Origin of the sequence: Sphingomonas radicis, assembly GCF_051400635.1 — a bacterium.
Classification (GTDB): domain Bacteria; phylum Pseudomonadota; class Alphaproteobacteria; order Sphingomonadales; family Sphingomonadaceae; genus Sphingomonas.
Genome location: NZ_JBLFFG010000003.1, coordinates 151,749 through 164,050, shown reverse-complemented (window position 1 = coordinate 164,050; position 12,302 = coordinate 151,749). Strand labels below are relative to the sequence as shown.

Sequence of the window (12,302 nt, the reverse complement as noted above, 5' to 3'; positions counted from 1 at the left end):
ACAGCGCCTCAGCGCCCGAACATGGCCTTCAACCGGAATTTGGGGCCGCCCGACTGGAGCACGCCGCGGCGGAACAGCCGCGCGCCGACGGTGACGGTGATCGCGACCCACAAGGCCTGCCAGGCGAGGGCGGCGAAATGGGGCCAGAGTTCGGGCTCGCTCGCCGCACGCGCGCCCATTGCGAAGGGCGAGCTGAACGGGAAGATCTCCGCCACGCGCGCCAGCCAGCTTTCGGGCGCGCTGGCTGCAGCGATGGCGAGGCCGAGCATGCCCATCTGGAAGATGGTGATCGGCAGCGACAGCATCTGGATCTCGCGCGGGGTAGCCGCCTGCGCACCGATGCCGAGGAACACGGCGCCGAGCAGCATATAGGCCATGGTGAAATAGGCGAAGAAGAGCAGCGGGAAGGCCGCGCCGGTCGCTGGGGCGATCTCGGCCAGGCCGGCGGCGACGTTCGCCGGCACCAGTTGGCCGATCTGGGTGAAGACGCTGCCCCAGAACAGCAGGAACAGCAGCGCGACGCCGAACATGCCGACCAGCTTGCCGAGGAATACCGACTCGAGCGGCGTGGCGGCGGCGAGCACTTCGATCACCTTGTTCGATCGTTCCTCCGCCATCGTCCCGACCACCTGGCTCGACAGCATCAGGCTGAGCAGGAACAGGCCGAAGACAGTGAAAAAGGCGGCCTGGCCCTTCCCGCTGGTCGAGATCGCCTCGCGCCGCACCGACTGGATCTCGGCGCGCACCAGCCGCTCGGAGGATCCGAGCCGCGCGCTGCGGCCTGCCTGTTCGGCGAGCTGCTCGAGATAGTTGGCGTGGCGGAGGTTGGGCGGCGCATAGAGGATGTCGGGCCGGTCGAGCGGACCATAGAGCGCGGCAGTCACGTCGAAGTCCTCGCTTTCGAAGAGCGCGCGCGCCTGGAGCTCGGGATCGTCGCCGGGACGCTCGAAGAACAGCGCAGGCGGGGCTTCGTCCAGGCGGAACAGCCGGCGAAGCTCATCGTCGGCCCGGGCCAGGGCCTGGCGGTCCGCGTCGGGGACGATCGCCACGATGCGCACCTTGCCGCCGGTGGACTTGGCCATGCTTACTGCGCCCACGCTGCCGACAGCGGCGAAGCCGAACATGAACACCGGCGCCAGCAGGAAGAGCAGGAAGGTGGGCGTGAACACCGTAGCCACGAAATCGCGGCGGGCGATCGTCAGCGTCTGGCGCAGCGTGCGTCCGAAATTATTCATGCCGCCTGCTCCAGCGCCTGTTCGCCCACGATCTTGACGAAGGCGTCGTGGAGCCCCGGCCGTTCGATCGAGAGGCCCGAAATGCCGTAGCCGGCGTCGATCAGCTTGACGAGCAGTGCCTCGATCCCCTCCGGCGGCACGGTGAAGCGCCAGCTGCCGTTCTCGCGCTCGGCGTCCGGCGGGAGCAGCGCACCGGCGGTCTCGGTGTGGTGATGCGGCGTGTAATGGGCGCGCAGCGGCAGGGTGGCGCGGGCGTCATCGACGGTGCCTTCGAAGCGCACCTTGCCGCCGGCGATGATCGACAGCCGGTCGCACAGCCGCTCGGCGTGGGCCATGACGTGGGTGGAGAAAAGGATCGTCGCGCCGCGGTCGCGCTGGGTGCGGATCAGCTTCTCGAGCCGCTCCTGGTTGACCGGATCGAGCCCCGAGAAGGGCTCGTCGAGCACGAGCAGGTCGGGCTCGTGGACCACGGCGCCGAGCAGCTGGACGAGCTGGGCCATGCCCTTGGAGAGCTTGCGGATCTTGTCGTCGGCGGCATGGCCGAGCCCGGCCTGGTCGAGCAACTCCACGGCGCGCTTGCGCCCGGTGGCCCAAGGCAGCCCGCGCAGCGCGCCCATGAAGGCGATCGCTTCCTTCGCCTTCATCCCGGGATAGAGGCCGCGCTCCTCGGGGAGGTAGCCGACGCGGTCGCTGGCCTCACGCGGACGATCGTGGCCGAGCAGCATCCGCTCGCCTTCGTCGGGTTCGATGATGCCGAGCAGCATGCGCAGCGTGGTGGTCTTGCCCGCGCCATTGGGCCCCAGCACGCCGTAGATCAGCCCCTGGGGCACGGCGATGCTCACCCCATCGACTGCGCGGCGATCGCCGAAACGCTTGACGAGGCTCGTGGCGCTGACCGCCAGTTGGCTGCTCAAATCCGTGCCCTCCCTGATCGACTTGTGGTAGCGGGCGGGGATGATCCAAGGCAAGCCATTGGAGACGCGGATAAAGGACAAGGCAGCGGAAATCGGTTTCGCCGCCTGCGGGATCGCGCGCGCCGATGCCGCACCCGCCGCCGCTGCCCGGCTTCGCGAATGGCTGGCCGAGGGGCGCCACGGATCGATGATCTGGATGGAGGAGCGCGCGCATCACCGCGAGAGCCCCGCCGCGCTGTGGCCCGAAGTGCGATCGGTGATCGCGCTGGGGATGAGCTATGCGCCTGCCGCCGATCCGCTGGCGATGGCGGAGGAGAAGGAGGTCGGGAGGATCTCCGTCTATGCCCAGGGCGCCGACTATCACGACCTGATCAAGCGCAAGCTCAAGGAACTGGCGCGGTGGCTGGTCGAGGCCGCGCCGGACGCTGATGTGAAGGTCTTCGTCGACACTGCGCCGGTGATGGAGAAGCCGCTGTCCGAGGCTGCGGGGCTCGGCTGGCAGGGCAAGCACACCAACCTCGTCAGCCGCACGCACGGGAGCTGGCTGTTCCTGGGCGCGATCTACACCACGCTGGAGCTGTCGCCCGACGTGCCGGGCCGCTCGACCTGCGGAAGCTGCGATGCGTGCCAGACGGCGTGCCCGACCGACGCTTTTCCGGCGCCCTACCGGCTCGATGCGCGGCGCTGCATCTCGTATCTGACGATCGAGCACAAGGGGCCGATCCCCCATGAGTTCCGCGAAGCGATCGGCAACCGCATCTACGGGTGCGACGATTGCCTGGCGGTGTGCCCCTGGAACAAGTTCGCCGCCGCGGCCCAGGCCAACATGGCGTTCGCGCCGCGCGCCGAACTGGCGGCGCCCGAGCTCGCCGATCTGCTCGCGCTCGACGATGCAGGCTTTCGCCAGGTCTTCTCGGGATCGCCGATCAAGCGCATCGGCCGTGACCGGATGGTGCGCAATTGCCTGATCGCTGCCGGCAACAGCGGCAGCGCGGCGCTGGTGAAGCCGGTGCGCGCGCTGCTCGACGATCCCGACGAGACCGTGCGCGAGGCGGCGCAATGGGCACTGGAGCGTCTTCCGGGGCGCGAGTTTTGACTCTTTTTTCGGAAACGCGCGCAATCTCGTAATTTTATTTCGCGCTCTGCGGAGCACGAGCCGGCGATATCAAAGAGCGGGCGGCGCGAGCCCGCCCACGAAGCCAAGCAGGTGAAATCCTATTCTGCAAGCCCTGAGTACGGCGCGACGAACGGTTCAGGGCGCGGGCCGGCGCGCCAGGGCGGCGAGGCAGCTTGCCGGATCGATCGGCGAGCCGTCGCGCTGGCGCGTGTCGATATGGGTGACCACGGGTTCGCCGCGCTCCGGCGGGTAGAGATAGGCGTCGAGAACGCAGATCGGCCCGCCGAACTGGAGCTTGCGCGCGACTCCCTCGGTAACGTCGAACTGGGGCTTGCCGAACTGGCCGATCAGCCGCTGTGCAGTGAGCCCCTTGATCGCAGCGACGGATGCCGGAACGGGCGTTGCCGCCGGCACCGGAACGCGCGCGGCGGGGCGTGCCTCGGGGACCACGCTGCTGGCGCATCCGGCGAGCAACAGCGCCGCCGCGCCTGCAATAGCTGTTCTCATCTCTGTCTCCCGCGGTGGAATGCGTGGGTCGCCATCGCAGCGCCGAGCACCGGTGCGACCAGGTTTACCAGGGGCACCAGGAACAAGCCGGTGCCGATCGCGCCGAGCGCGAAACGATGCATCGCGGTGCGACGGCGCCATGCCGGCAGCTCGGCGGCGGGCATGTGCCGGGCGGCGACCATGTCCCCCAGATCGCGCCCGAGCAGCCAGCTGTTGACCAGGAAGAAGACGAGCGCGGTGCCCACCCCGGTGACGAGCAGCACGAGGTAGAGCGGCACCAGCAGCAGGTTTACGCCCAGCGTGCGCAGGCCCGAGCGGATTCCCATCGCAGCCGACCGTGCGAACGGCACGTCGCGCGCCTGGGCATGCGCTGCGGGATAGTGGCGGGCTTCCACCGCGGCGACCACTTCGTCGGCGAACACGCCCACCACCGCCACTGCGATCGCGCGGAACAGCAGCCACCAGGCGAGCACGAGCAGTACGAGCGTGGCGAGGCTGGCGAAGACGTTTCCTTCGTCGCGGATGCCGAGCCACGACCCCGCGGCTTCGGCGAGGGCGTCCATCGCGAACCACAGCCCTGCGCCCGCCGCGGCGAACAGCAGCACGGTGACGAGCAGCGACTTGAGCAAGACCGTCACGATCGGCCGATCGGTGAGCTGGCCGAGCGAGAGGAGGAATGCCTGGATCATTGCGCTTGTCTCTGCCCCCCACTAGGGCGTCCGCGCAACCCAATTGGAGCCATGACTTTGACCAGCCCGACCTATGACGTGGTCGCGATCGGCAATGCGATCGTCGACATCCTTGCCCAGGCCGAAGACAGCTTCATCGAGGAGATCGGCGTCGCCAAGGGATCGATGCAGCTGATGTTCTCCCCCGAGGAGGCCGATGTGCTCTATGGCCGGATGGGTCCGGGCCGCGAGGTTTCGGGCGGCTCCGCGGCGAACACCGTTGCGGGAATCGCAGCCCTGGGCGGCAAGTGCGCCTTCATCGGCCAGGTCGCCGACGACCAGCTCGGCCAGGTTTTCGGCCACGACATCCGCGCCGCGGGGGTGCATTTCGACACGCCGGTGCGCAGCGGCCAGCCGACCACCGCGCGCTGCCTGATCTTCGTGACGCCGGACGGCCAGCGCACGATGAACACTTTCCTCGGCGCATCGCAGTTCCTTCCGGCCTCGGCCCTCGACGAGAACATCATCGCCAACGGCGCGATCCTCTATCTCGAAGGCTATCTGTGGGATCCCGAGGAGCCGCGCGCCGCGATGCGCAAGGCGATCGAGATCGCCCGCGCCAACGGGCGCAAGGTGGCTTTCACGCTGTCCGACGTGTTCTGCATCTCGCGCCACGGCGACGATTTCCGCAAGCTGATCGACGAGGGGATGATCGACATCCTGTTCGCCAACGAGAACGAGCTGCTGGCGCTGTGCGCGCATGAGAGCTTCGAGCAGGCGGTGGAGCATATCCACGGCAAGGTGCCGCTGCTGGTGGTGACGCGCAGCGAGAAGGGCGCGATGGCGCTGCAGGGCAGCGAGCGCGTCGAAGTCGGCGCCGAGCCGATCGAGAAGCTGGTCGACACCACGGGCGCGGGCGACATGTTCGCCGCGGGCTTCCTCCACGGCCAGGCGCAGGGCAAGGGGCTGGAGGAATCGCTTCGGCTCGGCGCGATCTGCGCGGCGGAGATCATCCAGCATTACGGCGCGCGCGCCGAAGTGGATTTGAAGAAGCTGGCGGCCGAAAGGCTCGGCTGAGCGGCTCGGCCCGGACAAAAGAAAAGGGGCCGGAGGATCGCTCCTCCGGCCCCTTTTTTGTGCCTGGTGGGGCTCAGTGCGTGCCGGGGACCGGCGGATCGAGCTCCTCATACGCTTCATGCTCGGGCACATCGACGATGCCGCGGCCGACGTGGCTGCGCGAGCGGCTGTAGCCGAAGTAGACGGCAAGCCCGATCGCCGCCCAGATCAGGAAGAGCGTGATGCTCTTATGGTCGAGGCTGACGAACAGATAGAGGCAGCCGAGGATCGCGATCGGCGCGGTGATGAACACCGCAGGCGTGCGGAACGGCCGGCGGCGGCTCGGATCGGTCTTACGGATCACCATCACTGCGATCGACACCGCGGCGAAGGCGAAGAGCGTGCCCGAATTCGAGATGTTGGCGAGCTGACCGACCGGGAAGAAGGCCGCGAACAGCGCCACTGCCACGCCGGTGATGATCGTGATCACGTGCGGCGTGTTGAACTTCGGATGGATTTTCGAGAATGCCTGCGGAAGCAGACCGTCGCGGCTCATCACGAAGAAGATGCGGGTCTGGCCGAACATCATCATCAGGATGACCGAGGGCAGGGCCAGGCCGGCGGCGAGGCCGATCAGGTTGCCGATCTGCGGCCAGCCGATCTCGCGCACCGTCCAGGCCAGCGCTTCCTTCGAGCAGACCACGGCGGCGTCGCCGATCGCGCCGCACTGGGCGGCAAGCTCGCGGCTGCCGGGCTCGAGCGCTTCGCCGCCGGTACCGAACACCGGCTGCGCGCCCACCGTGCCGATCACCCCGGAGGCGACGAGCAGGTAGAAGACCGTGCAGATGCCCAGCGAGCCGATCAGGCCGATCGGCATGTTGCGCTGGGGATTCTTGGTTTCCTCCGCCGCAGTCGAAACCGCGTCGAACCCGACATAGGCGAAGAAGATCGAGGCTGCTGCCGCCGAGATGCCCCCGAAGCCGAGCGGCGAGAAGGGCGTGAAGTTTTCCATGCTCATCACCGGAACGGCGAGAATGATGAACAGCGTGAGCGCGGCGACCTTGATCGCGACGAGGATCGCGTTGACGGTCGCGCTCTCCTTGGTGCCGATCACGAGCAGCCAGGTGACCAGGCCGGCGATGAACATCGCGGGAAGGTTGATCATGCCCCCGTCGAGCGGGCCAAGCACCAGCGTGTCGGGAATGTCTATCGAGAAGAAATGCTCGATCATCCCCACGACATAGCCGGACCAGCCGACCGACACCGCGCCCGCGGCGACGGCATATTCGAGGATCAGCGCCCAGCCGACCATCCAGGCGATCAACTCGCCCATCACGGCATAGCTATAAGTATAGGCCGAGCCCGAAACCGGGACCATCGACGCCATTTCGGCATAGCACAGCGCCGCGAAGGCACAGACGGTGCCCGCGATGATGAACGAGATCATCATGCCCGGACCGGCCTTTTGCGCGGCCTCGGCGGTGAGAACGAAGATGCCGGTGCCGATCACCGCGCCGATGCCGAGCATGGTGAGCTGGAAAGCTCCCAGCGAGCGGTGGAGCGATTTCTTTTCGGCAGTGGCGAGGATGGCATCGAGTGGCTTTACGCGCCCGAATATCATTGATTAGTCCCCTATGCGGCGCACGTGGGCGCCGCCCCGATTTGAAAGGCGCGAGCCTAGCCGCAAAAGCTAGCCGTGCAATCCCTTACTGGCGGTTGGGGGCGTCTCCCCACGCATTCGAAGGGCGGCGGAGGCCCTGTGGTACGAATTTACATTGTTTTACACGCGCCCGCGCGGGTTGCCGGGTAAGTTGGCATGCCCGCTCTGCTCCCCTTTGCGGGCAAAATGGGCGGCCGGGGGATCAAACCTTAGGCGGCAAGGTCCTCCGGTCGCTTTCAGCTCAGCGCGCGAGCATCGGCCCCAGCGGCCGCCCGGCGAAGATGTGGACGTGGAGGTGGGGCACTTCCTGATGCGCGTCGATGCCGGTGTTGGCGAGCAGGCGATAGCCTTGGCCGACCAGCCCGGCCTCGCGCGCGATATGGCCGACGGCGCGGACGAAGCCGGCGATTTCCGCCTCGCTCCCCTTCGACGAGAAATCGTCCCAGCTCACATAAGCGCCCTTGGGGATCACCAGCACATGGTGTGGCGCCTGGGGATTGATGTCGTGGAAGGCGAGCGCGAACTCATCCTCATAGACCTTCTTCGAGGGGATCTCGCCGCGCAGGATCTTCGCGAAGATGTTCTGGTCGTCATAGGGCTGGGTGGCGTCAATCGGCATTTCGGCTGGCCCTTTCGTCAATGCCCGACACGCCTTCGCGGCGCGCGAGCTCGGCACGGACATCGTCGAGGCTGAGGCCGGCGTCGGCGAGCAGCACGGCGAGGTGGAAGATCAGATCGGCGGATTCGCTCACGAGCCCCGCCTTGTCGTCGGCGATCGCAGCGATCACGGTCTCCACGGCTTCCTCGCCGACTTTCTGGGCGATCTTGGCGCGGCCTTTGGCGGTCAGCCTGGCGACATAGGAGCTGGCCGGATCGCCGGTGCGGCGTTCGCGGATCACTTGTTCGAGCGCGTCCAGGGAGTCGGTCATGGCGCTTCGGCTGCGGGAGCGCGGGCGCGCTGTCAATCCTCCGGCGCCTTCGGTCGCGAGCGTCAGGGCGCGGGATTCACTGCGTCCAGGATCGTGATCTTCTGCCCGGTGCTCGCGCCGACCGGGGATTGGGTAACCAGCACCGTGGTTCCGGGCGTGAGAACCGTGCGCACCTTCGCGTAGAAATCGCGGGGCATGCGCACGCGGTTGAGCACGGCTTCGTCTACCGGGCGGCCGGCGTCCTCGCTGTGGCCGGGGAGGCCGACATAGACCCAGTGCGGCGCGCCGTCCGCGCCCTTGGCGAGGCTGATGACGTGCGATCCGGGATCGTCGTCGGCGATTTCCGCGGCGCTGCGGCCGATCTCCACACCGTTGCGCAGGACGACGATGCGCTGGTCGCTCTTGGAGACGATGACCGTGACTGGCCCGGTCGGCGATGCCTCGGGGGTCCAGCGATAGGTCTCGTCCCGAAGCGGGCGGGGCGTGCCGGGCTTCCCCGCTGCGTCCAGCGGAGCGAGCAGGCTGGTCTTCGACGTTCGGACGTGATCGGCGGCGTCGCCCTGCACGACCACGGTGACGCCCAGGCTGGTGATGCCGAACAGCGCCTGGGCGAAGCTGTAGGGCAAGTGCACGCAGCCGTGGCTCTCGGGATATCCGGGCAGGCCGCCGGCGTGGAGCGCGATTCCGTCCCAGGTCAGCCGCTGGGTGAAGGGCATGGGCGCATTGTTGTAGGTGCTCGAGCGGTGATGCGCGTCCTTCTGCAGGATCGTGAACACCCCGGTGGGGGTCGCATGGCCGGGCTTGCCCGACGAGACGGTGCTGACCGCGATGCGCACCCCGTTGCGGTAGACGGTGGCGCGCTGGGTCGACAGATCGACATAGACGAGCAGCGGTCCGGCGGGTGCGATCTCGGGCGCCCAGACCCATTCGCCAGGCTTGAGCGCTTCGGCCTTGCGGGCGAGCTCGACGGGAGAGCTGGCCTTGGCGCCCTGCGCGAGCGCGGGGACGTCGAGCAGCGCGACGGCGAGCGTCAGCGCGGCGAGGTTGCTACGGCAGGCAATTCATACGCGTCTCCTCGCCGGCCGCAGAAATGCGGCGCCGGCCGATCCTAACGCAATTCGGTGGCGGGTTTAAGCGGCCGCGGGGCTGCGGACGGGGATGCCGGCTGCGGCGAGCGCGGCATGGGCGTCGGCGATCGTCGCTTCGCCGAAGTGGAAGATCGATGCGGCGAGCACGGCCGAGGCATGGCCGTCGCGGATTCCCTCGACCAGATGGCCGAGGTTTCCGACGCCGCCGCTGGCGACCACCGGCACCGTCACGCGATCGGCGATCGTGCGGATGAGTTCGAGATCGTAGCCGTCGCGCGTGCCGTCGCGGTCCATCGACGTGACCAGCAGCTCGCCTGCGCCGAGATCGGCGAGACGCAGGGCGTGCTCGACGGCGTCGATGCCGGTGGCGCGCCGGCCGCCGTGGGTGAAGACTTCCCAGCGATCGCCGCTGCGCCGTGCGTCTACGGACGCGACGACGCACTGGCTTCCCATCCGGTCGGCGATCTCGGCGACGACTTCGGGGCGCGACACTGCGGCCGAGTTGACCGCGACCTTGTCGGCGCCGGCCAGCAGCAGCGCGCGCGCATCCCCGACGCTGCGCACGCCGCCGCCCACCGTGAGGGGCATGAAGCAGACCTCGGCGGTGCGGCGCACGACATCGAGGATCGTGCCGCGCGCCTCGTGGCTGGCGGTGATGTCGAGGAAGCACAGCTCGTCGGCCCCGGCCGCGTCATAGGCGCGGGCCTGCTCGACCGGATCGCCTGCGTCGCGCAGCTCGACGAAATTGACACCCTTCACCACGCGGCCGTTCGCCACGTCGAGGCAGGGGATGACGCGCGCGCGGACGGTCATAAAAGCCCTCTCCTCTCTGGGGAGAGGGTTGGGAGAGGGGCAGGAGCGGGGAGTGCATCGCACTTCCCCTCTCCCCGGCCCTTTCCCCGGAGGGGAGAGGGAGTTGCGCGCCGACCCCTCATCGCGCGACCTCGATCGCTTCGGCCAGATCGAGCCGACCATCGTAGAGCGCGCGGCCGGTGATCACGCCTTCCACGCCGTCGGCTACACGGCTGCGCAGCGCGTGGATGTCGGTGATGTCGGTAACGCCACCGCTGGCGATCACGGGGATCGAGACCTCACGTGCAAGCGCGACGGTCGCTTCGACGTTGCAGCCCTTGAGCAGGCCGTCGCGGCCGACATCGGTGAAGAGGAGAGCGGCGACGCCGGCATCCTCGAAACGCTTTGCGAGCTCGGCGACGCGCACATCCGACACATCGGCCCAACCGCGCGTCGCGACCATGCCGTCGCGCGCGTCCACCGCGACGACGATCCGGCCGGGATTGTCACGCGCAGCTTCGCGGACGAGCTCGGAGTTCTCGAGCGCGGCGGTGCCGATCACCACGCGCGCTACGCCGAGATCGAGCCAGCGACCGATCGACTCGCGGTTGCGGATGCCGCCGCCGAGCTGGACCTTGCCGGGAAAGGTTTCGAGGATCGAGGCGACCGCGGCGCCGTTGACCGACGCGCCGGCAAAGGCGCCGTCGAGATCGACGACATGGAGCCATTCGGCGCCCGCCTGCGCGAAGATCCCGGCCTGGGCCGCGGGGTTGTCGCCATAGACGGTGGCGCGGTTCATATCGCCTTCGGCAAGGCGCACGACCTGGCCGCCCTTGAGATCGATGGCGGGGAAGACGATCAGGGACGCCATTTCAGGAACCTTTCGAGCAGCGCGATGCCGTAGCGCTGGCTCTTCTCGGGATGGAACTGGACGCCGGCGATGTTGTCGCGGCCGATCGCGGCGGCGACGGGGCCGCCATGATCGGTGGTCGCCAGCACATTCTCGCCTTCGAAGGCGAAGCTGTGGAGGAAATAGGCTTCGCCCGGGCGGATCAGCGGATGCTCGGCCGCCGGGACCACGTCGTTCCAGCCCATGTGAGGCACGCGAACTTCCGACGAAGGGCGCAGGTGGCGCACGGTTCCGGGTACCCAGCCCAGCCCCTGATGCACGCCGAGCTCCTCGCCGCGTTCGGCCATCAATTGCATGCCCACGCAAACGCCGAGGAACGGCGCGCCCTGGCCGAGCACGCGTGCTTCCAAAGCTTCGACCATGCCGTCGATCGCGCGCAGGCCGCGGGCGCAGGCGCCGAATGCGCCGACGCCGGGAAGCACGATCCGCTCGGCGCGCACCACGGCATCGGGATCGGCGGTGATCAGCAGCCCGCTGGCGCCCGCCGCCTTGAGCGCGTTGTGGACCGAATGGAGGTTGCCCGCGCCGTAATCGATCAGCGCGACGCTCACGGCAGCAGCGACTCCAGTCCCGGCGCGGCCATGCTGGGCGTGAACTCGATGAATTCGTTTACCGCCACGCCGGCCAGCAGATACGGATCCTGCGCGGCCCAGGCTTCGACTTCGCCGCGCTCGCCGCGTGCGATCAGCACGCCACCGCTGTCGGGCTGGCGGCCCGCGGTGATCAGCCGGCCCGCGGCCAGCGCCTCACGGAGCCATGCGACATGCGCGTCGCGGTGCGGAGCCACGTCACCGGTGTAGCGGAGCAGGACGATGATCACAGCACGCCCTTGGTCGACGGGATCGCATCGGCCTTGCGCGGGTCGATCTCGACGGCTTCGCGGAGCGCCCGGGCGAGCCCCTTGAACGCAGCCTCGGCGATATGGTGGTTGTTGCTGCCGTAGAGCGTCTCGACGTGGAGCGTCAGCCCTGCGGTCTGCGCGAAGCTGTGGAACCAGTGCTCGAACATCTCGGTATCCATCTCGCCCAGCCGCTTCTGGCTGAACTCGGTCTTCCATACGAGAAAGGGGCGGCCGGAGATGTCGACGGCGACTCGGGTCAGCGTCTCGTCCATCGGCGAGAGCGCGTCGGCGTAGCGGCGGATGCCCTTCTTGTCGCCCAGCGCCTTGGCCACCGCTTCGCCGATCGCCAGCCCGGTGTCTTCCACCGTGTGGTGCTGGTCGATATGGAGATCGCCCACCGTCTTCACGTCGAGATCGATCAGCGAATGGCGCGAGAGCTGCTCGAGCATGTGATCGAAGAATCCGATCCCGGTGGAGATCGAATAGCTGCCGGTTCCGTCGAGGTTGACGGTGACGTCGATCGAGGTCTCGCTCGTCTTGCGGCTGATCGTTGCGGTGCGCATGTCCGCCCCACATAGCGATGGC

The 12,302-nt window shown here is 68.1% G+C and carries 15 protein-coding genes; 2 read left to right on the top strand and 13 right to left on the bottom strand.

Annotation, left to right across the window (positions count from 1 at the left end):
• Nucleotides 1-8: 8 nt before the first annotated feature.
• Together ACMGDH_RS13230 and ACMGDH_RS13225 are read right to left on the bottom strand one after the other, a co-directional pair.
• Nucleotides 9-1,235: an ABC transporter permease gene (locus tag ACMGDH_RS13230; RefSeq protein WP_436828427.1), complete on the bottom strand. Its 1,227-nt coding sequence runs from the start codon at nt 1,233-1,235 to the stop codon at nt 9-11.
• Complete coding sequence (locus tag ACMGDH_RS13225) at nt 1,232-2,149, bottom strand: ABC transporter ATP-binding protein (protein ID WP_436828426.1); 918 nt, start codon at nt 2,147-2,149, stop codon at nt 1,232-1,234. Before ACMGDH_RS13225 ends, ACMGDH_RS13230 begins: the two co-directional genes overlap by 4 nt.
• A 40-nt stretch (nt 2,150-2,189) precedes the next feature.
• Between ACMGDH_RS13225 and queG the strand changes: the two genes are divergently transcribed.
• Nucleotides 2,190-3,245 carry a tRNA epoxyqueuosine(34) reductase QueG gene (gene queG, locus ACMGDH_RS13220; protein ID WP_436828425.1) on the top strand — a complete coding sequence of 352 codons (1,056 nt, stop codon included), beginning with the start codon at nt 2,190-2,192 and terminating at the stop codon, nt 3,243-3,245.
• A gap of 156 nt (nt 3,246-3,401) precedes the next feature.
• On the opposite strand, the gene ACMGDH_RS13215 is transcribed toward queG, so the two are convergent.
• Both ACMGDH_RS13215 and ACMGDH_RS13210 read right to left on the bottom strand, forming a co-directional pair.
• A complete protein-coding gene (locus tag ACMGDH_RS13215; protein WP_436828424.1) occupies nt 3,402-3,773 on the bottom strand; it encodes a hypothetical protein in 372 nt (123 codons plus the stop codon).
• The gene (locus ACMGDH_RS13210; RefSeq protein WP_436828423.1) at nt 3,770-4,462 is read right to left on the bottom strand and encodes an EI24 domain-containing protein; all 693 of its coding nucleotides are present in this window, start codon (nt 4,460-4,462) and stop codon (nt 3,770-3,772) included. Before ACMGDH_RS13210 ends, ACMGDH_RS13215 begins: the two co-directional genes overlap by 4 nt.
• Before the next feature lie 57 nt (nt 4,463-4,519).
• Between ACMGDH_RS13210 and ACMGDH_RS13205 the strand changes: the two genes are divergently transcribed.
• Entirely contained in the window at nt 4,520-5,518 is a 999-nt protein-coding gene (locus ACMGDH_RS13205; protein WP_436828635.1) for an adenosine kinase, read from the top strand.
• Nucleotides 5,519-5,591: 73 nt separating this feature from the next.
• On the opposite strand, the gene ACMGDH_RS13200 is transcribed toward ACMGDH_RS13205, so the two are convergent.
• From ACMGDH_RS13200 to hisB, 9 genes are all read right to left on the bottom strand, one after another.
• Entirely contained in the window at nt 5,592-7,118 is a 1,527-nt protein-coding gene (locus tag ACMGDH_RS13200; protein WP_436828422.1) for an amino acid permease, read from the bottom strand.
• Nucleotides 7,119-7,398: 280 nt separating this feature from the next.
• Nucleotides 7,399-7,776, bottom strand: a complete 378-nt coding sequence (locus ACMGDH_RS13195) for a histidine triad nucleotide-binding protein (RefSeq protein ID WP_436828421.1) — start codon at nt 7,774-7,776, stop codon at nt 7,399-7,401.
• On the bottom strand, nt 7,766-8,086 hold the full coding sequence (locus tag ACMGDH_RS13190) for a phosphoribosyl-ATP diphosphatase (RefSeq protein WP_436828420.1): 321 nt from the start codon (nt 8,084-8,086) through the stop codon (nt 7,766-7,768). The genes ACMGDH_RS13195 and ACMGDH_RS13190 overlap by 11 nt, the downstream gene beginning before the upstream one ends.
• A 62-nt stretch (nt 8,087-8,148) precedes the next feature.
• Nucleotides 8,149-9,120, bottom strand: a complete 972-nt coding sequence (locus ACMGDH_RS13185) for a L,D-transpeptidase (RefSeq protein WP_436828634.1) — start codon at nt 9,118-9,120, stop codon at nt 8,149-8,151.
• Nucleotides 9,121-9,216: 96 nt separating this feature from the next.
• Nucleotides 9,217-9,987, bottom strand: coding sequence for an imidazole glycerol phosphate synthase subunit HisF (hisF, locus tag ACMGDH_RS13180; RefSeq protein ID WP_436828419.1), 771 nt, complete (start codon nt 9,985-9,987; stop codon nt 9,217-9,219).
• A gap of 118 nt (nt 9,988-10,105) precedes the next feature.
• Nucleotides 10,106-10,837, bottom strand: a complete 732-nt coding sequence (gene hisA, locus ACMGDH_RS13175; protein ID WP_436828418.1) for a 1-(5-phosphoribosyl)-5-[(5-phosphoribosylamino)methylideneamino]imidazole-4-carboxamide isomerase — start codon at nt 10,835-10,837, stop codon at nt 10,106-10,108.
• Nucleotides 10,825-11,427 (bottom strand): imidazole glycerol phosphate synthase subunit HisH, encoded by a 603-nt coding sequence (hisH, locus tag ACMGDH_RS13170; RefSeq protein WP_436828417.1) that lies wholly within the window; start codon nt 11,425-11,427, stop codon nt 10,825-10,827. The genes hisA and hisH overlap by 13 nt, the downstream gene beginning before the upstream one ends.
• On the bottom strand, nt 11,424-11,696 hold the full coding sequence (locus ACMGDH_RS13165) for a YciI family protein (protein WP_436828416.1): 273 nt from the start codon (nt 11,694-11,696) through the stop codon (nt 11,424-11,426). The genes hisH and ACMGDH_RS13165 overlap by 4 nt, the downstream gene beginning before the upstream one ends.
• Nucleotides 11,693-12,280 carry an imidazoleglycerol-phosphate dehydratase HisB gene (gene hisB, locus ACMGDH_RS13160; RefSeq protein WP_436828415.1) on the bottom strand — a complete coding sequence of 196 codons (588 nt, stop codon included), beginning with the start codon at nt 12,278-12,280 and terminating at the stop codon, nt 11,693-11,695. Before hisB ends, ACMGDH_RS13165 begins: the two co-directional genes overlap by 4 nt.
• Nucleotides 12,281-12,302: the final 22 nt, after the last annotated feature.